The organism is Deltaproteobacteria bacterium HGW-Deltaproteobacteria-18, assembly GCA_002841885.1.
Lineage (GTDB): Bacteria > Desulfobacterota > Desulfovibrionia > Desulfovibrionales > Desulfomicrobiaceae > Desulfomicrobium.
In genome coordinates, this window is sequence record PHBE01000013.1 from 79,293 (window position 1) to 100,592 (window position 21,300).

The window sequence follows — 21,300 nt, forward strand, 5'->3', positions numbered from 1 at the left end:
TATGCAGAAAAGATTTGTGATGTTCACGTTGGCCGTACTGGCCCTGACCGGATGCCGGACCACGGGCCGCCCGCCCATGCCTGCGGCCGTGGTCACGCCTCCTCCCCAGGAGCGGGTGTCCGAGGCCCAGAATCCCGGGTCGCTCTTTGATCCGGACGGGGCGACCATGCTCTTTGCCGACGCCAGAGCCAAAAGGGTCGGCGATATCCTGCTCGTCAAGGTGATGGAGACCACGCTGTCAAAGAGCAAGGCTTCGACCACTGCGGACAGGGCAAGCTCCATGGATCTGGGAGTGAGCGCGTATCTTGGCAAGGACAAGTTGCCGCTGATTCCCGGCGCGACCGTGGGCCCGGACTCCCTGGTCAGCGCGTCATCCACCAGCGGGTTCGAGGGTGACGGCGAAACCAAGCGTGAAAGCACCCTCACCACCACCGTGGCGGCCCGGGTGACCCGGGTTCTTGGCGGCGGACTCATGGAGGTTGTCGGGGCCCGCGAGACGCGGGTCAACGGCGAGACTCAGATCGTGCTGGTGCAGGGTGTGGCCAGGGATCGGGACATCGATGCCGACAACACCATCATGTCCACCAGCCTGGCCGAAGCGCGCATCGAACTTTACGGCGAGGGGGTCCTGGCCGACAAACAACGCCCCGGGTGGCTTGCGAGGATACTTGACAATGTGTGGCCATTCTAAAACCAGACGCCTGGCTTTTCTGCTCCTTGCCCTCGGTCTTTCCATGGGCCTGGCCATGCCGGCCGGGGCTGTGCGCCTCAAGGATATCGCCAGCTTCGGCGGGGTCCGTTCCAATGATCTCGTCGGCTACGGACTGGTGGTCGGCCTGCCGGGAACCGGGGACAAGAGCAGCTCGCAGTTCACGATCCAGTCCATGGCCAACATGCTTGAAAACATGGGAGTCAAGGTTGATCGGGCGGCGCTCAAGCCCAAAAACGTCGCCGCGGTCATGGTCACGGTCAAGATGCCGGCCTCGGCCAGACCCGGGTCCCGGCTCGACGCGACAGTCTCCTCCGTGGGGGACGCGTCCTCGCTGCTGGGCGGCGTGCTGCTCATGACTCCGCTCAAGGGCATTGACGGCAGCATTTACGCCCTGTGCCAGGGGTCCCTGGCCGTGGGCGGTTTTTCGGCGGGAGGAGACGCGGCTTCGGCGACCAAGAACATCACCACCGTGGGCCGCATCCCCGGCGGCGCGGTGATCGAGCGCAGCGTGCCTTTCAGCTTCAACGAACAACAGGACATCACCATCCAGCTCGGCGTGGAGGATTTTTCCACGGCCAAACAGGTTGCGGACACACTGAACAAGGCCATCGGCGGCCAGTACGCCCATGCCCAGGACGCCTCTTCCATAAGGCTCGGGATTCCTCCCCGGTATCAGGGCGACATCGTCACGCTCATGGCCTCTCTTGAGAATCTGGAAGTCACACCCGACAGCCGGGCCAAGGTGGTTGTCGATGAAAAGACCGGCACCGTGGTGCTGGGGGCCAACGTCACCCTGGCCAAGGTGGCCGTTTCCCACGGCAACCTGAACGTGGTCGTTTCCGAGCAGCCCCAGGTTTCCCAGCCCGGAGCGTTCTCCCCGGGTCAGACGGTCGTCACCCCGGCCACCGAGCTCGGCGTGCGGGAAGAACAGCGAAGGCTCGTCCTCATGGCCGGGGCTTCCATCCAGGAGCTGGTCGATGGCCTGAACGCCATCGGCGCCACGCCTCGGGACCTCATTTCCATTCTGCGGACCATGAAATCGGCGGGCGCCCTGCATGCCGATCTTGAGGTCATCTAGCCAGCGGAGGCAGCATGAACGAGATTATCACCAAGGGCCTGCCCGAACCTGATCCGACGCAAAGCCTGCAGGAGCGCCTGCACGATCTGCGCGCCCGGGTGCAGCCCGAAAAGGGCCTGGACGAGGTCAAGCTCAAGAAAGCCTGCCAGGATTTCGAAGCCGTTTTCATCGGCCAGATCTGGAAGCAGATGCGCGCTTCCGTGCCCAAGGAAGGGTTGCTCAAGTCCAAGGAAGAAGAGAGCTACCTGTCCATGTTCGACCAGGAGCTGTCGCTCAAGATGTCGCGAAGCGGGGGTATCGGTTTGTCCGACGTGCTGTATGCCAATCTCTCCGAACGACTGGTCAATGCCAGCCGCGACACGACCTCTACGGCTCCACTGCATCCCCTGGACGGCTCGGCCTCCGACAAGACTCCGCTCCTGAACCAGGCCGCAGCAGTGCAGCCGCGCACGCTGGCTGCAATCACGGCCCAGCACGAGGCCGAAATGCTGGCCCGCAGGATCGAGCAGCGGTCTCAGTCCGGAGCCGGGCAGGCGGCGGTCATGCCTACGGATCTGGAGGATGCCCTGCGCGTTGTGCGCATGGACGGCGAGGACGGCCCCTAGTGCGCTTGTCCACGAGGGAAATTCTTGCCGGGCGGCCGGGGCTATCGAGCCCGTGTTCGGCACGGGAAAGGGCCTCTGGCGCAGCCTTTTGATGGCCCGCTGCGCGCTGGTCGGCATTTTGCAGTGATCAGGGAAATGAAGGGTGCGCCAAGCAGGGATTTCCTGCCTCTGGCTTAATTTTCACTGCCGTTCACGAGTAAGGAAAACCATATGCAACAGATCATTCTTGGCAGTCTCATCCGCCAGGCCAAGGGCACGGAGCTTCTCTGCCAGCTCCTGCGCGAGGAGTACTCCTTGCTGCGGGCCGGCGCACCGGATCAGGTGACGGGACTTGAGATGTGCATCCAGGACCTGATCAGGCAGCTCGTGCGTGAGCGCGAAGCTCTGACCCATCGCCTGCAATCGGCGGGCATGACCAATCTGGCGGTCTTTCTGGAGACGCTGTCCGCGGCGGACAGACGAATCCTCGAGACGTGGCGGGCAAGGATCATCACCCATGAGCAGGACAGTGGACAACTGGCCTCGATCAATGCCGATCTGGCCATGGCTCTGTGGAAGCAGAGCGGCGTGCTGCTCACTCATTTTCAGAATCAGGTCGCGCCGAGGGAACGCAATACCTACTCGTCCAAGGGGACGTGGCAGGATCGCACGGCCACGGCGACTCTGGTGCGCGGGAGGCTCTGATGCCCGGCATCGCGTCACTGCTCAATATCGGGAAGCAGTCCCTTTTTGCCAATCAGGCGGCCATCGAGGTCGTGGGCAACAACATCTCGAACGCCAATACCGAAGGTTACAGCCGTCAGGCGGTGCGCTTCGAGGATGGCTATTACATCAATTACACTCCGGGCCAGCTCGGGACGGGAGTCAACGCGGCCGAAGTCGTCCGATATTTCGATGAATTCACCGAGCTTCTCTACAATACCAAGAGTTCGGAGCAGCAGCGCTGGCAGAAGCTTTACGAGAATCTGCAGAACGTCGAGATGATCTTCAATGAGTCCAACTCACAAGGGGTCAACTCGGCCCTGTCGGCGTTCTGGGCCGATTGGCAGACCCTGTCCACCAATCCCGAGGACACGAGCGTGCGCGCGGCCCTGCTCGGGCATGCCTCCAACCTGGAGCAGGCCATCGGGGTCGTGCAGGCGGACCTGCAGCGGTTGCAGGGGCAGACGGACGACACCATCGACGCGGAAGTCAAGGAGATAAACACACTCCTGACGAGTATCGCCGAGTTGAACAGTCAGATCACCGTGACCGAAGAGACGGGCAAGAACAACGCCAACGGCCTGCGGGATCAGCGTGCGACACTGGTTCGCGATCTGGCCGAGAAGATCGACATCAATTACATAGATAACGGCCTGGGCAATGTGATCATCACCACCAGGGCCGGGCATACGCTGGTCGATGGCAGCAATTCTTTCAGGCTGGCCTTCGAGTCGGCCCCGTTTTCAGCATCCCTGGACAGCGCCTCGACGTATGAGGGGAGCGTTTCGTTCAATGGCAAGAGCTCCAGCGAGTACACGCTTGAAATCGTGAACCCCGGGCTGGTGTCGGGCGGTGCCGTGACCTTCAAGGTTTCCGTGGACGGAGGCAAGACCTGGCTTACGGATGAAAACGGGCTGGGTGTTTTCACTGTCACGGATGAGGGCGTGCTGCTCCCCGACGGCAAGGGTTCCGTGCTTTTTTCTCCCGAGACCGGTGACACCCTCACCGCCGGGGACCGTTTCAAGATTCTGCCCAACAAATCGGTTTTCTGGTACGAAACGTCCGCCTCCAAGATCAACATCACTCCCCAGGTTCTGAGCAACGGGGAGGACAATGAACGCCGTCTGACCGGCGGCAGCCTGGCCGGGTATTTCCAGTTCCGGGATTCGAGCATCGGCGGCTATCTTGAAAAGCTCGACGCCTTCGCCAAGAGCCTGGCCTGGGAGGTCAACCGGATTCATTCCCAGGGCACGGGCCTTGACCGTTTCGAGGAAGTTGTCGGTACCTACGGGCTGGTGGACAAGGATGCCGATCTTGGCGTCGACGCGGGGCTGATCTTTGGCGACAAGCTGGAGAGCGGCAACCTCATGATCGGGGTTTACGACAAGGCCACCGGAGCGATGGTGCAGTTTCAGGCTCTGGATTTTGACTCAGGAACGGCCGGAGTCCAGAACTTCGATCCGACAGAACACAGCCTGCAGGACGTCGTCGACGCAATCAACAACACTTTCGGCGGAACCCTCACCGCTTCCGTGCTGGATAATCACCTGCAGATCACTTCCGACGCCGGTCATGATTTCGCCTTTGGCTCCGATACGACCGGATTGTTGGCCGCACTCGGCATCAACACATTTTTCGAAGGCTCCGACGCCAGAACCCTGTCGATCAATAACAGCGTGCGCAGCGATTCTGCCCGTATCAATACCGGCCACGTCAATGGTGCCGGGGAAATGAACGAGGGCGACAACACTACGGCCGCCGCCATCGCGGCCTTGCAGTCCAAGGCAGTGGCCACGCGCACCGTGGGCGAGGGCACGACGCGCCAGACACTGGGGGAATATTATTCCACCTTGGTCGCCAAGGCGGGGTCGGACACGCAGTCCGCCAAGTTCAACGCGGAATATCAGGAGGCTCTGGCCAACGATTTGCGGTCGCGGCAGGAATCCGTCTCGGGCGTGAACCTGGACGAGGAAATGACCAACCTGATCAAGTTTCAGCACGCCTACACGGCAGCTGCCAAGCTGATCACAACGGCCGAGTCCATGCTGGAAGTGCTTTTGGGACTCAAGAACTAATGGAGGCGGGCCATGCGCGTATCCCTTCGTAACCAGTACAGCAATTTTCTGTACAATCTGCAGGACACCCAGTCCCGGCTCATGGATCTGAACATGCAGGCTTCCAGCCAGAAGCGCATCAACAGGCCCTCCGATGACCCGGTAGGTACTGCCCGCGTGCTCAATTACCGCACCTCCCTGGCCTCCATCGACCAGTATCGCACCAACATCGACACGGCCAAGGGCTGGCTCGGTCTGGCCGATGAATCCATGATCCAGGCCAGCACCATTTTGACGAAACTCAAGGGCCTGGCCGAGCAGGGCGCTTCCGGGACAATGACCGCCTCCGATCGTGAGGCGACCTCCTACGAAGTCCGCCAGCTTTTCAGCCAGCTGGTCAATCTGGCCAACTCACGTTTCGAGGGGAATGCGATTTTCGGCGGCCAGAAATTTGACGAGAGCGCCTTCGAGGAGGCGCTCATGGTGTACGACCAGGACGGCAACAGCCTCGGATTGGCCACGGGCCAGGCGAGTCGCAGTTTTGTGGTCCAGTTCGTGGGCGCGGAGGGGGCCCCCGTAAATGCCGCCAACCAGACGTGCCGCTACAGCAAGGACGGCGGCACCACGTGGACGACGACGACCGTGGGTGCGGACGGCCGGCTTGACTTGGGCGGGATCAGTCTTGATCTCGGGACGGACTACACGGTCAGCCTTTCGCCGGAGACGAACCTGTCGACCACGAAAGGTTCCTGGCTGACCATCGCGCCTACGGCGGTGTACAAGGGCGACCACGAGTCCCAGTCCGCGGTGCTTTATTCCGATGGCAACGCATCCATCACGGCTCTGCCCCTGGGCGGGTTCGAGAAGGATGTGTACGTCGAGGTTGTGGATGCTGGCGTGACCGCCGGCAACAACACGGCGTTTGAAGCCCGCTATTCTCTGGACGGTACGAACTGGACCACGGTCAGCGTCGACAACTCGACCAGCACTCCCGTCATCCAGACTCCCTACGGAGGGATTCAGCTCTCCGGTCCCGACAATTTCGATGACCTGGCATTCATGGTCAAATCCGGATCCACCGGCGTCCTCCAGATGGGGGCGACCGTCAACGCCGAAGGTCGCGGGCTTTTCACCAGCGACGTCATGGTCCGTATCGACAATGACCCTTCGGAGGATATCGGCACCGGGAATCCCCTCGAATATTCCTACAGCACCGACGGAGGCGTGAACTGGGTTACGGGACGTACGGCCGCCAACACCGGTACCGCGGCGGAGCTGCTGGTGCCCGGGGGCAAGCTGGTGCTCACGGAACGGGACGGCGCGGGCGTGCTCGTCAAGAACGCCCAGTTCGTCATTCATCCCCAGACGGCGGCGCACAATGTCGAGATTTCAGCAGGTCAATACCTGCAGCTCAACAACGTCGGAGCGGATATTTTCGGTGGTTACTATGAAAACGGCACGCAGCCGGTGTTCGCGGATTCCGACGTCGGAAAGAACATCCTGGTCACCGTGGGCAAGCTGGTGGCTGCCCTTGAAAACAACAGCCAGCAGGGCTGTGCGGAAGCCCTGGACGGGCTGAAGACGAGCCATCAGTATTTCACGACCCAGCTGGCCTCCGTGGGCGCGCGGGAAAACCGGCTCGACGTGGCCGATACCGTTCTCTCCGGCCTCAAACTCAACGAAACCGAGCGCATGAGCAATGTGGAGGACGCGGATCTGGCCACGCTTCTGACGGAGCTGGCCAACCAGCAGCTGTCCTATGAGGCGGTCCTGAAATCCTCGTCCATGATCATGAAGATGAGCCTGGTCAATTATCTGTAGGAAGGGGTTATGCTCATACTCTCTCGTCGCCCCGGAGAAAGCGTGCATGTGGGTGATGACATAAAGATCACAATTTTGAGCATCAAGGGGCAGCAGATCAAGCTGGGCCTCGAAGTGCCGGAACATATGACGGTCTACCGGGAAGAAATCTACCTCAGGGTGCAGACCCAGAACGCCTCGGCCCTGGAACTCGACAACAACGATCTGATGATGGCGGCAGCATTATGGACAAGCAAAGACAAACAATAAATTCACGCATCGGGCAGTTGGTCATTTCCCCGGACAAGACCATCCGTTTTCCTCGCGGCATCATCGGCTTCGAGTCCCTGCGGGAATTCGCCCTGGTGGAGTTCAAGCCCGGAACACCTTTTCATTTCCTGCAAAGCTTGGAAATGCCGAGTATGGGCATGATGCTCGCCGATCCTTTCCCCTTTTTGCCGAAATACGAAATTCGGCTGGCCGCTGCGGAAGAGCGGATTCTGAGGGTGCGCAGCATTCGCGATCTGATCATCCTGGTCAGCGTGACCGTGCCCAAGGGCGACCCACAGGGCAGCACCCTCAACCTGACCGGACCCATTTGCGTCAATGTTCAGCAGCGCCTGGGGCTGCAGTCCCCGCAAGTGGAGCTTGGATTGCCGTCCCAGGTCCTGTTGCGGGACCTGGGAAACGAGGACAGGCGTCTGGTCAATTCATGAAAAAAAGCCTGGCCGGGGCACCGGTCAGGCTTTCTCTGTTTTGGAGTAAAAAAGCGGATCAGCCCCAGATATCAAGCTCCTGTCTGAGCAGGCTGGCCGCGATATCCTTGCCGCTGGCGGCGTACTCTCCCGCCTCAATCCTTGCCTTCACGTCGGCGACCTTGTCGGCGCGTACTCCGTCATTCTCCTGGGCAGACTTGAGCATGCTCATCTTGAGCCGCGCTTCATCGGAGATGGAGATGCGGTCGCTGCCGCTGTCCTGATTGGCGACAGTCTTCTGGTGCTCCTGGCGCTGCTGCTCCAGCTGTTCCAATCGATGCGACTCGTAGCCGCCGAAAGACTTGATGTTGTTGATCGTCATTTCCCGCTCCTGCCGGGGTTTCCGGCCGCACTGGCTTTTCCTTCATGTGGGAGGCGTGCGCTCCCGCGAGTAAAGCCTAGAGCATTGTTTCGTTGACCCGGGTCAAGGCGATTTCCCACAAACGGCGCATGAAAGCATCCTTTTCGCCGTTGGTCAATTCCGCCACGCCCTGGTCTGTCTTTTTCAGTATCTGAAGGCCGCTTCCGTCGGATGGATACCTGAAGAGCACTTCCTGTCCGAATTCCCTGGCCATCTGTGTCTTGATTTCACGAACGACCGGGTTTGCGGTGTCCGAGCCGATGAGGTTGTCCACGATCTCGCCAGCTACTTTTTCGACCAACTGGCGTCTTTTGGCTTCCTTGGAAATGGAAACAGAATCCCCCTGTCCGGCGTGGTCCATGTATTTCTTGAACCTGGCGATGCGCCGGCCGGCTTCTTGGTGCTGATCGTACGTACGCAGCACGGTTTTGACGAGAAAGGGATTCACTGTCACAGGGCATACCTCTTACTTCACCCTATCGGTCACTTGTCCGCGAACTTTAGCTTTATTTACAAATAAGTTTGCCCCTTCCCGTGACCCGGCCCCGGCGAACTTTGTCCCTCTCCTTGAATACGCGGGACCTTTTGCTTACACTCCCGCAAATGGGAAAAATCATCAGCAAAATAGTCATTGTCCATAACGTCGAGAACGACCTGGCTGCCAATATGGCCCGGCAAATTCGGCGCTGGCTCGTGGGCGAGGGACGCACGGCGCGGGTTGTTTCATCCTCCAAGGAAGAGGCCCACTGCGTCTCGACCTGGGCTGATGCGGACATGATCCTGACCCTGGGTGGCGACGGAACCCTGCTCGCCGTGGCCAGAGCAGTGCAGGACCTGGGCGTTCCGATTCTGGGCCTGAATCTCGGCAAGGTCGGTTTTCTGACGGAGCTTTCGCCGACGGACTGGCGCGAATCCCTGACGCTCATTCTGCGCGGGGAGTATGATATGTCCCAGCGGCTGGTCATCAGTTTTCATGTGCTCCGGCGCGGCCAGGAATATTACCGGGGCTATGCCATAAACGATCTTGTCATCAGTTGCGGGAGCCTTGCACGCATGATCCGGCTGGACATGTGGTACGGCAACGACCATCTGGGCACGGTACGGGCCGATGGCATGATCGTGGCCACGCCCACCGGTTCCTCGGGCTATTCCATATCAGCAGGCGGGCCACTCATCTATCCGGAGCTCAATGTTTTCGCCCTGACTCCCATCTGCCCGTTCCTGCACGCTTTCAGACCCATGGTCCTGCCGTTTGAGAACGACCTGCGCATCCTGGTCCTCGACGCAGCCCCGGACGTCTATCTGACCCAGGACGGCCAGACCGGCGTGGTCCTGGCCGCCGGGGACAACATCTTCGCCTCCAGGGCCGAGAACAGGCTCAACCTGATCCGCCCCCTGCACTCCCAATACGCCCACAAACTCAAGTCCAAGGGGTTCGTGCGGGAGAGTTGACGGGTTTGCCCTGGACTTTTGCCCCCATTTCCGGTCGGCTGGCGCGCATCGCTGGCTAAGCTGGCCGTCGTGTTTAAAATATCCTGCAACTATCTCTTCCAAGGACAATCCATGCGTGAACAAGCCCGTCCCGGCTCCAGGCATTTGCCTCCGGGGCTTCACATTCTTCATGAGGACCGCGACATCATCGTTGTGGACAAGCCTGCCGGGATGCTGACCATGGCCACGGAGACCGAGAAGACCCGCACCGCCTATTACGCCCTGACCGACTACGTGCGCAAGGGCAACGCCAAGTCCCGCTACAGGATTTTCATTGTTCATCGCCTGGACCGGGAGACTTCCGGGGTTTTGCTTTTCGCCAAGACCGAGGCGGCCAAGCGCGCCCTGCAGGACCAGTGGGAAGAGACCACCAAGATCTACGCTGCGGTGGTGCATGGGCAGATGGGCAAGGAGTCGGGTACGGTCATCTCCCATCTGGTGGAGAGCGGTGTGCACAAGGTCTATTCCACTCGCGACGCGAAACTCGGCAAGCTGGCGCAGACCGCCTGGACCGTGGTCAGGGAGAAGGGGGCGTATTCGCTTTTGAGGATCGAACTGCTGACGGGCCGCAAGCATCAGATCCGGGTGCAGATGGCGGATCTGGGGCATCCGGTGGCCGGTGACAGGAAATACGGCGGCAAGGGGGACAATTTTTCCCGTCTGGCGCTGCATGCCGCCTCGATCACCTTCGCGCATCCGTTCTCAGGTCAACGCATGACCCTTGAAGCCCCGGTGCCGACCATCTTTGCGCAATTGGTGGGCCGGGTTCAGTTGTCCTGACCCTGCATTTCCCGGCAGGTGCCGACTATCTTGCCCAGAAAGTCCCGCAGGCGGGGATTTTTTGGAGCGTTGAAGAATTCCTGTGGGCTGTTCACTTCCTGAATCACCCCTTCGTCGATAAAGATGACCCGGTCCGCCACCTCGCGGGCAAAGCCCATCTCGTGCGTGACCACGATCATGGTCATGCCTTCGGCCGCCAGCTTTTTCATGACTTCAAGCACCTCTCCGACAAGTTCCGGGTCCAGGGCCGAGGTCGGCTCGTCAAACAGGATCACCTTGGGCTGCAGGGCCAGAGCGCGGGCGATGGCCACGCGCTGCTTCTGCCCGCCCGAGAGCTGCTCCGGGTAGGCCTGGGCCTTGGAACCGAGGCCCACCTTGGCCAAAAGGTCATAGCCCAGGTGTTCGGCTTCGGCGCGGGGCATCTTGCGGACCTTGACCGGGCCCAGGATCACGTTGTCGAGCACGGTCATGTGCGGGAAAAGATTGAACTGCTGAAAGACCATGCCGGCTTCGGTGCGCACGTAGTTGATGTCCGTGCGCGGGTTCATGATGTCGTGACCGTCGACGATGACAGTGCCCGAGGTCGGTGTCTCCAGCCGGTTGATGCAGCGCAGCACGGTCGACTTGCCCGATCCCGACGGTCCGATGATGCAGACCACCTCGCCTGAGGCCACGTTCAGGTTGACCCCTTTCAATACTTCCAGATCACCGAACTTCTTGTGCAGGTTCTTTATTTCAATCATGCGCGCTTTCCGCTGGTCTTGTTGATCAGTCTGGTTTCAAGAATTTTAAGGGCCTTGGCGATGCTCATGGTCATGACCAGATAGACCATGGCCACGGCCATGTAGACCTCGAAAGCCCGGAAATTGACGGCCACGATTTCCTGGCCGGTGCGCAGCAGCTCGCCTACGCCGATGACCATCAGCAGCGAGGTGTCTTTGAGGCTGATGATGAACTGGTTGCCCAGCGGCGGAATCATGCGTTTGAAGGCCTGCGGCCAGATGATGTAGCGCATGGTCTGGGCCCGGGTCAGGCCGATGGAGCGGCCGGCCTCGGTCTGACCGACGTTGATGGACTGGATGGCCCCGCGCACGATCTCGGCAATGTAGGCTCCGGAGTTGATGGCGATGACGATGACTCCCGCGATGAGCGGCGGGATGCGCAGACCCACGGCCATGGGCACGCCGTAATAGAGGAACATGGCCTGCACCAGCATGGGCGTGCCGCGGATGAGTTCCACATAGAGATCGGCGAGCTTGCGGACGAAAAAGGGGCGGGCCAGTTTCATGAGGCCCGTGGCCACTCCGAGCAGAAAGCCGAAGAACAGGCCGCCCACGGTCAGGTAGATGGTGTACCAGACTCCGCGCATGAGCATGGGCAGGGTGTCGATAACGACGCTAGGTTCGAATTGAAAGGCCATGGGTGTCTCGAAATGGAGGCAGGAAGGTCCTGCCTCCATGGATGATTTAAGCGGGATTACTTGGGCTCGGTGCCGAACCACTTGACGTACAGTTCACGGTAGGCGCCGCTGTCTTTGAGCTTCTGAAGCGCGGCGTTGGTCTTGGCAACCAGTTCGCTGCCCTTGGGGAAGCCGATGCCGTAGGACTGGCCCATGTACAGGGGACCGACGATCTTGGTCTGTTCCTTGCCCACGGTACGCACGAATTCGGAGATTACCGGGGAATCGAAGATGACCGCATCGGCTCCGCCGGCCATGAGTTCCATGAACATGGCGTCATTGTTTGGGAAAAGCTTTACTTCCTTGGCTCCGGCTTCCTTCTTGGCAAAGTCTTCGCTGGTGGTGCCGAGCTTGGTGGCCACGATTTTGCCGGCCAGGGATTTTACGTCGGTGATGTCTTGGTTGTCGGCCTTGACCAGGATCAGAAGGCCTGCGTTGTAGTAGGGGGCGGAGAAGTCGACGACTTCGGCGCGTTCGGGCTTGATGGTGATGCCGGCGATGCCGACGTCAACCTGGCCGGACTGCAGGCCGGGGATGATGCCGTTGAAGTCCATGGGCTGCAGGTCGTACTCGGCGCCGATTTCTTTGGCGATGGCGTCCCAAAGCTCCACGTCGAAGCCGGTGTGTTTTCCGGTTTCGGGGTCCTTGAATTCAAACGGCGGAAAATTGGTATCCGTGGCCACGACCAGCTTTTTGGCTGAAGCGGCGGTCGCGCACAGAGCCAGGGCTAAAACGGCGAAAAGCAGGATGCGTTTCATGGAGCCTCCTTGTTGATGGATGAGAAAAAACGGGTTTGGCCACTATGGCGGAAAATCGTTTTTGGCATGGGACAAAATCGCGGAAAATGCAATACGGTAGCCGAAAATCGGACGGCTCGTTCCGCTGTGCGGATCGTGACGTCCGGTAGGAGGAGCGCGTGGGGGGTGGTCACGGGCCGATGGAAATAAGAATGGGCAAAAGTTGCGGGCCCGTGTACATGCGAAGTAAAAAGGAGGTTTCCATGGGTACTTGCGATCTGAAGGAATCCGCGGCTTTCATTACATCCAAGGACACTCTCGACGGTGTCTATCCGGGGCTGATTCTGGGCATCAATGCCTGCCGCATCGGTATGAGTGCCAGCATTTTCTACACGTTCATGGGTATCAACGTGATCCGCAAGGGCTGGGCGGATAAGATCAAGTTCCATCCTCCGGGATTCATGGGCGCGTTGCCCGGCATGTCCAACGTGGCTACGTGGATGATGAAGCAGAAGATGGACAAGGCCAACGTGCCGTCCGTGACGGACTTGCAGGACGTGGCTGCCATCGAGGGGGTCCGTTTCGTGGCTTGTCGAATGACCGTGGACATGATGGGTATCAAGGAGGACGAGTTCATCGACGGCGTGAGCATCATGACGGCCGAGGAGTTCCTGCGTTTCGCCAAGGACTGCAAGGTGCTCCTTTACACCTGACGTATCGGATTGCGGGGGCGGGCGGCGTCGTTGACGGGTTGCCGGTCCTCATGCATCCGAAAGGCCGAAAGAATACGCTCCGGAGTTTGCCGGGGCGTTTCTTTTTTTTCGTGTCCATGAAGGGACATTGAGTAGGTGTGGAAGGCGGGAGTCGCGTGTCGGCGCGGTCCGGACGAGGTCTGCCGGAACTCCTTCGCTGGCCTCGTAATGTTTTCCGGCCTTGGGGTTCGATACGATTATGCGTTTTGAACGGTGATCGGCCGGAAAACAAACGATGCCCGGCTCAGTCAGACAGCCGACAGCCCCCGCCCGAATCACGCCGAAACGCTTGAGGTGATGCGGGGGGAGGAAGAATGTGAAGAATAATATGAATGGGGTGCAGGGGATGCGTCCCCTGCCCGCCGGAGGTATTCTTATAGAGTGGCGGGAGTCGCGTGTCGGCGCCGTCCGGTCGAGGTCTGCCGGAACTCCTTCGCTGGCCTCGTAATGTTTTCCGGCCTTGGGGTTCGATACGTTTATGCGTTTTGAACGGTGAGCGGCCGGAAAACAAACGATGCCCGGCTCAGCCAGACAGCCGACAGCCCTCGCCCGGACCACGCCGCCACGCTTGAGGTGATGCGGGGGGAGGAAGAATTTGAAGAATAGTATGAATGGGGTGCAGGGGACGCGTCCCCTGCCCGCCGGAGGCATTTCATTTAAGCTGTTTCCTGCTCTGTGCGTCGGATGATTTCTTCCTGGTGGTCGAGGTCCAGGTCTACGAAGTAGTCGCTGTATCCGGCTACGCGGACCAGCAGGTTACGGTGTTCGTCGGGGTTGGCCTGGGCCTGGCGCAGGGTGGCGGTGTCGACCACGTTGAACTGGATGTGATGTCCGCCGAGGCGGAAATAGGTGCGTACCAGTTGGGCGAGTTTGTCCAGATCCTGGTCGGTTTTGAGGACGTCCGGCAGGAAGCGCTGGTTGAGGAGTGTGCCGCCGGATTTGATCTGGTCCATTTTCGAGAGCGATTTGACCACGGCCGTGGGGCCGTTTCTGTCCGCACCGTGGGAGGGCGAGGTGCCGTCGGATTCGGGAAGTCCGGCCAGGCGGCCGTTGGCCGAGGCTCCGAGCATCTTGCCGAAGTAGACGTGGCAGGTGGTGGAGAGCATGTTCAGGTGGTAGGAAGTGCCCTTGGTGTTGGGGCGCCCGTCGATGGCGGTGAAGAGGGAGTCGTAGACGCGGCGCATTATGTCGTCGGCGCGGTCGTCGTCGTTGCCGAAGAAGGGCGTCTTGTTCCAGAGTTTCAGGCGCAGGGCTTCGGAATTTTCGAAATTGGACTGCAGCGCCTGGGTGAGTTTGGGCATGGAGACGGTCCCGGCGTCAAAGACGTGGGTCTTGATGGCGGAAAGGCTGTCCGTGACCGTGCCGATGCCGCAGCACTGGATGTAGTTGGTATTGTAGCGCGGGCCGCCGTCGTAGTAGTCCCGGCCTTTTTCGATGCAGTCGTGAATGACCGTGGACAGGAAGGGCGCGGGGGAGTGGGTGGCGTACATGCGCTCGATGTAGTTGTTGACGCGAACCTTGAGGCCCACCACCCAGTCGAGCTGGCGAGTGAAGGCGTTGTAGAGGTCTTCGAAGTTCGAAAAGCGCTTTGCGTCGCCGGTTTGTGGGCCGATCTGCCGGCCGGTCAGCTGGTCGCGGCCGTCGCTTAGGGCCAGTTCCAGCACTTTGGGCACGTTCAGATAGCCGGTCAGGATATAGGCTTCCTTGCCGAAGGCCCCGGTCTCGATGCATCCGGAGCAGCCGCCTTCGCGGGCGTCCTCCACGGTTTTGCCGACGCGCATCTGTTCCATGACCACGGCGTCGGTGTTGAAGATCGACGGGTAGCCGTAACCGTTCCTTATGACTCGCGCGGCGGCTTTCAGAAATCGGTCCGGGGTCTTCTGGCTGATGTGCACGCTGGTCTGGGGCTGCAGGAGTTTCAATTCGTCGACCACTTCCAGGATGAGGTAGGACAGTTCGCTGACCCCGTCGGAGCCGTCGCGCCTGAGGCCTCCGAGGTTGATGTGGGTGAAATCGTTGTAGGTGCCGCTCTCCTTGGCGGTGACGCCGACCTTGGGCGGGGCCGGGTGGTTGTTGACCTTGATCCACAGGCAGCAGAGCAGTTCCTTGGCCGCCTCGCGGGTCAGGGTGCCGTCGGCCAGCCCTTTTTCATAGAAGGGGGTCAGGTGCTGGTCGAGGTGCCCGGGGGTCATGGCATCCCAACCGTTGAGTTCCGTGATGGTGCCCAGGTGCACGAACCAGTACATCTGCAGCGCCTCCCGGAAATCGCGGGGAGCTTCGGCCGGAACGCGGCGGCAGACTTCGGCGATGCGGGTCAGTTCGGCCTTACGTGTCTGGTCCGGCTCGGTCTTGGCCTTTTCCCAGGCCAGGTCCGCATGGCGCCGGGCAAAGATGACGGCCGCATCGCAGGCGATGTCCATGGCCTTGAGCTGTTCGGCGCGGTCCGAAGCCAGGGGATCATTCAGATAGTCAAGGCGACTCATGCGTTCGGCGATGCGCGCCTTGAAATCCTGCATGCCCATCTCGTAGATCGTTCCGTCAAGGGCGGTATGCCCGGGGGCGCGCTGCTCCATGAATTCAGTGAAGAGTCCTGCCTCGTAGGCAGCCCGCCATTCGTCCGGGACCTGGGAGAAGACGCGCTCGCGCATGGAGCGGCCAGCCCAGTAGGGGATGACCTCGCGTTCGTAGGTTGCGATATCCTCGTCGCTGACATGGTAACGGGTCATGGGACGGGTTGCGAGCACGCGCAGGTCCGAGGCCGAGTGGCAGGTCAGTTCTGGAAAGGTCGGCACGCATTTGGGGGCGGGGCCGCGTTCGCCGACGATGAGTTCTCCGTCGCCGAGATAGATGGTTTTCTTTTCGCACAGGTCCTTGAAGACCAGGGCGCGGAGCACAGGCAGGGAGTGTTTGCCAAAATTCTCGCGGTAGAAAGCTGTTTCGAGCAGGGCTCGCTCGATGGAAATGGACGGTTCGGCAGCGAAGCTTTCTTCGCGCAGCCGGTCTATTCTCTGGTTCATCTATCCTCCGATGCGGACGGTGAGTCCGTAATCCTGCAAGATGTTCACGGCCCTCTCCACGCCTTCGGACTCAGAGGAAGGTATGCCGTCGCCGGGATAAGTCATGCCGAGCTTGGCGTATTTGCTTCTGGCCGAGGCGTGGTAGGGGAGTACGTCGATGGATCGGATGCCTGGCAGGGACGCGGCGAAAAGTCCCGTTGCGCGGATGTTTTCCGGGTTGTCGTTGATTCCCGGGATGAGCGGGAGCCTGAGGTTGATCCGTGCTCCGCTGTCTGCCAGCAGACGCAGGTTGGAGAGGATCAGGGCGTTGTCCACCCCGGTGGCGCGGCGATGGGCAGCCGGGTCCATGTGTTTTATGTCGTAAAGGAAAAGGTCCGTATGCCGGGCTATGCGCGTGATCGTGCCGGAGGTGGCGAATCCGCTGGTGTCCACGGCGCGGTGAAGGTCCAGGTCTCCGCAGGCCCGCAGCAGGGCTTCCAGAAAATCGGGCTGGGCCAAAGGCTCGCCGCCGGAGAAGGTCACCCCGCCGTTGCCTTCGGCAAAAAAGGGGATTTCCTTTTGGATCTCGGTCATCACTTCTTCAACCGAGCTTTTCACGCCCATGCATTCGTGGGCCAGGGCCGGGCAGGCTTCAGCGCAAAGCCCGCAGGCGATGCAGGCTTCCTGATCGCGGACCATGCCGCCGCTGCCGGGGAAGAGTGCGCCTTGCGGGCAGGCCGTGACGCATTCTCCGCAGCCGACGCATTTTCCCGGTACGGTCAGCATGAACGGTGAGGAGTGCAGGCTTTCGGGGTTGTGGCACCAACTGCAGGACAGGGGGCAGCCTTGGAGAAAAACCGTCACGCGCAGATCGGGTCCGTCATGCAGGGCGTAGCGCTTGATAGCGAAAGTGATACCTGAAGTTGCTGTGCTTATTGGCATCGATAATCAATAATAAATATTCGTGAATTTATCAATATCAAAACCGGATGACCTGCAGCAAATGCCGCAATCTGGTTTGTTTGGAAAGCAGCAAAGCAGGTCTGATTTTGTAAGGAGACTATTAAATAAACTCTTGCCTCTTTTTTTTAAAGTACGTATTTTCCATAGCCATGTATCAACCATTCCGGCTGGTACGAGGTACGAGGAGACGGGAAGGGTTTTGGCCCAAAGGCGCGACAGATCCGATGGGAGACTCAACCTGGATTTTTCAGTTTTTTTACAGGAGACAAGTGCATCATGTCGAAGAACATTTATGTCGGAAACCTGCCCTGGAGTGCCACCGAGCAGGATGTGGAAACGCTGTTCGCAACGTACGGCCAGGTTGCTAACGTTAAACTCATTTCCGACCGTGAGACAGGCAGAGCCCGTGGATTTGGTTTTGTGGAAATGGAGAGCGGCGCTGAAGAAGCCATCGCCGCCTTGGACGGCGCCGATTACGGCGGACGTTCCCTGAAGGTCAACGAAGCCCGTCCCCGTCCCGAGCGTGAACGCCGGCCCAGATGGTAGTCGCGTCGATCTGAGCCTCTAAACCCTGCTTTGCAGGGTTTTTTTTTGCGGTGCGGATGGGTGAATGACGCGTCCCTGGCAGCACATCCCCGCGCTGCTATCCCGCGATTGAAGAATGTGTCATTCGCCCCGCAGTCCGAAGGCGCTTCCGGAGCCGACGCGGCAGTTCATGAAAAAAACGCGATGGGACGAACATTATTTTTGGACGCGTTACACCCCACCCGGTTTTTCCTCGTCTTTTGTAACCTCATGTTCTTTAGCCTCTTCTCCCGGAAGAGGTCCGCGCGCGCCTCAGGGACGGTGTCCCATGCGACGCTCGCCGCTGGCCACGCCGTCCATCCAGAACCAGCCCAGCGCCCCGGCAGCGGCGGCCAGCAGGAGCAGCACTCCAAGTTCCATTTGTTCTCCTTATTTGATCCAAGAGCGGCCGAAACGTTTGATGTCTTCAAGCACCATGTACAGGGAGGGCACGATCCCAAGGGTGATGAAGGTCGCGAATACGATGCCAAAGCCCAGCGACAGGGCCATGGGGATGAGAAAGCGCGCCTGGCGCGAGGTTTCCCAGATCATGGGCGCGAGCCCTCCGAATGTGGTCACCGTGGTCAGCAGGATGGGCCGGAAGCGCTGCACGCTGGCCTGATGAATGGAGGCCAGGGCTGATTGTCCGAGCCGACGCTTGCCGTTGGCGCAGTCGATGAGCACCAGGGATGCATTGACCACCACCCCGGACAGGGCCACGATGCCGAAAAGCGAAACCAGGCTCAGGCTGTAGCCCATGACCAGATGTCCGAACACTGCGCCGACGATGCCGAAGGGGATGCTGGTCATGATGATCAGAGGCTGTACATAGCTGCGCAGGGGAACTGCCAGCAGGGCGAAAATGCACAGGCAGGCCATGCCAAGTCCGAGCAGGAGCGCCCCGACGCCTTCCTTGATGTCGGCCTGCTTGCCTTCGAAGCTGAACTCAAGGCCCTGATAACGCTCCTGCAGCTTTGGCAGGTAGCCGGCCTTGACGGAATTTATGATCGCGGCGGCCTCCGAGGGCGGGGTCACGTCGGCGGTCACGGATATTATGCGGCGGCCGTTGCGTCGTTCGATGCTGGTGTAGGAGTGCCCCTTGGTGACATCGGCCACCTCGCGCAGCAGCACGCTTGTCCCGGCCGGGGTGCGCACCAGAAAGTCCTCGATGTTTTGCAGGGAGACGCGTTCGCTTTCCGGCAGGCGGACCATGACCTTTATTTCGTTGCGGCCGCGTTGCTGACGCAGGGCCTCGGCTCCGAAGAATGCCGCCCGGATCTGGCGGGCCACGTCCTCTGAGGTCAGCCCCAGGCTGCGCCCTTCCGGCCGGATGCGAAAATCGAGCTGCGTCTTGCCGGCGGAAAATCCGTCATCGATGTCTGATACCTGAGCGTAGGAACCGAGCTCTCTGGCCAGTTCTTCTCCTGCTTTTTCCAGGATTTGGGTGGAGCGGTGCGATAGTTCGATGGTCAGGGCCGCGCCGGAGCCCGGTCCGCCGCGGTCAGATTCGAATTTGAGGTATTCGGCTCCGGCGATTTCGCCGACGCGTTCCCTCCAGATTCTGGTGAACTCCGCCGTGGGCAGGGTGCGTATTTCCGGCGGGGTCAGAAAGACCCGCACCGAGCCCTGGTGTCCGCCGGAGCTGGTGCCGACCTGGGAAAAGATTCCTTCGACCAGCTTATCCCCGCCGTTTTCACGTGCCAGATCGTCGGCGATGCTGACCATGCGGTTGATGGCCGCCTCGGTGCGGGCCACGGGCGAGCCGAAGGGCATGGCCAGCTCGACGTAGGCATAGTCCGACTCGACCTTGGGGAACATGACGATGCCCATGCGCCCGCTGGCCACGTATCCCACCGTGGCCACAAGCACCGCCACGGCCATGGCCAGGGTCAGGTAGCGCAGCCGTATGGTCAGCATGAGCAGGGGCGAGATGATGGTGTTCACCATGCGCATGAACCACGCGCTGAACTTGGCCTGTCCTTTGTGCAGGAAGCAGAACCAGGACTTGCCGCCGGATTTGAGGTGCCCAAGGTGAGAGGGGAGGACGAAGAGGCTTTCGATCAGCGAGATGAGAAAGACGCTGACGACCACCGCCGGGAGCACGCCGAAAACGCGTCCCAGGACGCCGGGCACGAAGAGCATGGGTACAAACGCGACGACATTGGTCAGGACCGAGAAGGTCACGGGCATGACCACTTCCCTTGTGCCGCTGGTGGCGGCCTTGAGGGAAGAGAGCCCCTGTTCCTTGTATTGATAGACGTTTTCTCCGACCACGATGGCGTCGTCGACCACGATACCGAGCGTGATGATGAAGGCAAACATGGAGATCATGTTGATGCTTACGCCAATCCACGGGAGAATCAGGAAGGATCCCAGGATGGAGATGGGGATGCCCATGCTGACCCAGAACGCCAGCCGAATTTCAAGAAACAGGGCTAGCAGGATGAAGACAAGGCAGAGTCCCATCAGGCCGTTGCGGGTCAGCAGGTCCATGCGCTGGCGAAAGATGTCCGAGCTGTCATTGCGTTTGGCGAGATGAACGCCCGGCGGCAGGATCTGATTCAGCCGCTCCATGTGCCGCTGGACGGCGTCGGATACGGAGATGGGCGTCTGGTCCCCCACGCGGTAGATGTCCAGGAGGATGGCGGGTTGGTTATTATAGAGGGCGAAGAGGTCGGTATCCTCGAATCCATCCGTGATGCGGCCTAGATCCTCCAGACGGACCACCGAGCCATCGGGGGAGCTGATGATGGGCAGATTGGCGAATTCCTTGCCCAGTTCGCGACGGTCCTTGACCCGGACCAGGATTTCACCCTGGCTTGTCTTCACGCTGCCGCCCGGCAGTTCCAGGGCGGAATTGCCGATGATCTCCGCCACCTGTCGGAGGGTCAGACCATGGGCGCGCAGGGTGTCCTGGGAAATTTCTACGCTGATTTCCAGGTCACGCGCACCGTTCAGTTCAATCTGGGTGATCTCCGGGTCCTGCAGCAGGTCGTCGCGAACTGTTTCGGCCATCTCGCGCAGGACCCGTTCCTCCATGTTTCCGTAAACGGCTATGGACATGGTCCGGCGGCGGTTTGAAGCGATGACCACCCTGGGAGTCTCGGCGTCTTCAGGAAAAGAGGAGATCCTGTCGACCTCGCCTTTCACGTCCTGGGCCAGACGCTCCATGTCGGTCCCTTCCAGCGCCTCTACCGTGACCGTTCCGGCGCCTTCCATCGAGGAGGAGGTGACCTTCTTGATTCCGTCCAGCCCAGTTACTCGCTCCTCTATCGCAAGGACGATGCCCTTTTCCACTTCCTCCGGGCTTGCTCCGGGGTAGGCCACGGTCACGGTCACGATTTCGGACTCGAACTCGGGAAAGACTTCCTGCTTGATCCGGGTGAGCATGAGCAGTCCGCCGACAAGGCAGAGCAGCATGATCAGGTTCGCGGCTACCGGGTTGGAGGCCATCCAGGCGATGGCTCCGTGTTGGATTCTGTCGCGCATGG

20 protein-coding genes are annotated in these 21,300 nt (G+C 60.3%); 12 read left to right on the forward strand and 8 right to left on the reverse strand.

Features of this window, described 5'->3' with window-relative positions; genetic code table 11:
• Nucleotide 1 precedes the first annotated feature (1 nt).
• The 8 genes from flgH to CVU60_12935 all read left to right on the forward strand — a co-directional run bounded on the left by flgH (nt 2) and on the right by CVU60_12935 (nt 7,667).
• Nucleotides 2-691, forward strand: a complete 690-nt coding sequence (flgH, locus tag CVU60_12900; GenBank protein PKN41095.1) for a flagellar basal body L-ring protein — start codon at nt 2-4, stop codon at nt 689-691.
• Nucleotides 675-1,790, forward strand: coding sequence for a flagellar biosynthesis protein FlgA (gene flgI, locus CVU60_12905; protein ID PKN41096.1), 1,116 nt, complete (start codon nt 675-677; stop codon nt 1,788-1,790). Before flgH ends, flgI begins: the two co-directional genes overlap by 17 nt.
• A gap of 14 nt (nt 1,791-1,804) precedes the next feature.
• Nucleotides 1,805-2,395, forward strand: a complete 591-nt coding sequence (locus CVU60_12910) for a hypothetical protein (GenBank protein PKN41097.1) — start codon at nt 1,805-1,807, stop codon at nt 2,393-2,395.
• A 210-nt stretch (nt 2,396-2,605) separates the two neighbouring features.
• Nucleotides 2,606-3,079, forward strand: coding sequence for a flagellar biosynthesis protein FlgN (locus CVU60_12915; protein PKN41098.1), 474 nt, complete (start codon nt 2,606-2,608; stop codon nt 3,077-3,079).
• Nucleotides 3,079-5,172, forward strand: coding sequence for a flagellar hook-associated protein FlgK (gene flgK, locus CVU60_12920; GenBank protein PKN41099.1), 2,094 nt, complete (start codon nt 3,079-3,081; stop codon nt 5,170-5,172). The genes CVU60_12915 and flgK overlap by 1 nt, the downstream gene beginning before the upstream one ends.
• A gap of 12 nt (nt 5,173-5,184) precedes the next feature.
• Nucleotides 5,185-6,972 (forward strand): flagellar hook-associated protein 3, encoded by a 1,788-nt coding sequence (gene flgL, locus CVU60_12925; protein PKN41100.1) that lies wholly within the window; start codon nt 5,185-5,187, stop codon nt 6,970-6,972.
• Between the two features lie 9 nt (nt 6,973-6,981).
• Nucleotides 6,982-7,221 carry a carbon storage regulator gene (gene csrA / locus CVU60_12930; GenBank protein PKN41101.1) on the forward strand — a complete coding sequence of 80 codons (240 nt, stop codon included), beginning with the start codon at nt 6,982-6,984 and terminating at the stop codon, nt 7,219-7,221.
• Nucleotides 7,197-7,667, forward strand: a complete 471-nt coding sequence (locus CVU60_12935; GenBank protein PKN41102.1) for a flagellar assembly protein FliW — start codon at nt 7,197-7,199, stop codon at nt 7,665-7,667. The genes csrA and CVU60_12935 overlap by 25 nt, the downstream gene beginning before the upstream one ends.
• A gap of 58 nt (nt 7,668-7,725) precedes the next feature.
• Here the strand turns inward: CVU60_12935 and flgM are convergent, their stop codons facing one another.
• On the reverse strand, nt 7,726-8,028 hold the full coding sequence (flgM, locus tag CVU60_12940; protein PKN41103.1) for a flagellar biosynthesis anti-sigma factor FlgM: 303 nt from the start codon (nt 8,026-8,028) through the stop codon (nt 7,726-7,728).
• A 76-nt stretch (nt 8,029-8,104) separates the two neighbouring features.
• Nucleotides 8,105-8,521 carry a hypothetical protein gene (locus CVU60_12945; GenBank protein PKN41104.1) on the reverse strand — a complete coding sequence of 139 codons (417 nt, stop codon included), beginning with the start codon at nt 8,519-8,521 and terminating at the stop codon, nt 8,105-8,107.
• A gap of 149 nt (nt 8,522-8,670) precedes the next feature.
• Here CVU60_12945 and CVU60_12950 point away from each other — a divergent pair, with 149 nt between their 5' ends.
• Both CVU60_12950 and CVU60_12955 read left to right on the forward strand, forming a co-directional pair.
• A complete protein-coding gene (locus CVU60_12950; protein PKN41105.1) occupies nt 8,671-9,519 on the forward strand; it encodes an NAD(+) kinase in 849 nt (282 codons plus the stop codon).
• Nucleotides 9,520-9,630: 111 nt separating this feature from the next.
• Nucleotides 9,631-10,338, forward strand: coding sequence for an RNA pseudouridine synthase (locus tag CVU60_12955; GenBank protein PKN41106.1), 708 nt, complete (start codon nt 9,631-9,633; stop codon nt 10,336-10,338).
• Here CVU60_12955 and glnQ read toward each other — a convergent pair.
• The 3 genes from glnQ to CVU60_12970 are packed head-to-tail and all read right to left on the reverse strand — an operon-like array spanning nt 10,326 to nt 12,555.
• Nucleotides 10,326-11,081, reverse strand: a complete 756-nt coding sequence (gene glnQ, locus CVU60_12960) for a glutamine ABC transporter ATP-binding protein (protein ID PKN41107.1) — start codon at nt 11,079-11,081, stop codon at nt 10,326-10,328. The two genes, CVU60_12955 and glnQ, sit on opposite strands and share 13 nt — an antisense overlap.
• Nucleotides 11,078-11,758, reverse strand: a complete 681-nt coding sequence (locus CVU60_12965; protein PKN41108.1) for a nickel transporter — start codon at nt 11,756-11,758, stop codon at nt 11,078-11,080. The genes glnQ and CVU60_12965 overlap by 4 nt, the downstream gene beginning before the upstream one ends.
• 56 nt (nt 11,759-11,814) lie before the next feature.
• Nucleotides 11,815-12,555, reverse strand: coding sequence for a glutamine ABC transporter substrate-binding protein GlnH (locus tag CVU60_12970; protein ID PKN41109.1), 741 nt, complete (start codon nt 12,553-12,555; stop codon nt 11,815-11,817).
• A gap of 242 nt (nt 12,556-12,797) precedes the next feature.
• Between CVU60_12970 and CVU60_12975 the strand changes: the two genes are divergently transcribed.
• Nucleotides 12,798-13,247, forward strand: coding sequence for a hypothetical protein (locus CVU60_12975; GenBank protein PKN41110.1), 450 nt, complete (start codon nt 12,798-12,800; stop codon nt 13,245-13,247).
• Between the two features lie 695 nt (nt 13,248-13,942).
• Here CVU60_12975 and CVU60_12980 read toward each other — a convergent pair.
• Nucleotides 13,943-16,303: a formate C-acetyltransferase/glycerol dehydratase family glycyl radical enzyme gene (locus tag CVU60_12980; protein ID PKN41111.1), complete on the reverse strand. Its 2,361-nt coding sequence runs from the start codon at nt 16,301-16,303 to the stop codon at nt 13,943-13,945.
• The gene (locus CVU60_12985) at nt 16,304-17,224 is read right to left on the reverse strand and encodes a glycyl-radical enzyme activating protein (GenBank protein PKN41112.1); all 921 of its coding nucleotides are present in this window, start codon (nt 17,222-17,224) and stop codon (nt 16,304-16,306) included.
• 297 nt (nt 17,225-17,521) lie between these two features.
• On the opposite strand from CVU60_12985, the gene CVU60_12990 reads away from it, so the two are divergent.
• Nucleotides 17,522-17,791, forward strand: coding sequence for an RNA-binding protein (locus CVU60_12990; protein PKN41113.1), 270 nt, complete (start codon nt 17,522-17,524; stop codon nt 17,789-17,791).
• Nucleotides 17,792-18,199: 408 nt separating this feature from the next.
• On the opposite strand, the gene CVU60_12995 is transcribed toward CVU60_12990, so the two are convergent.
• A complete protein-coding gene (locus tag CVU60_12995; GenBank protein PKN41114.1) occupies nt 18,200-21,298 on the reverse strand; it encodes an AcrB/AcrD/AcrF family protein in 3,099 nt (1,032 codons plus the stop codon).
• Nucleotides 21,299-21,300: the final 2 nt, after the last annotated feature.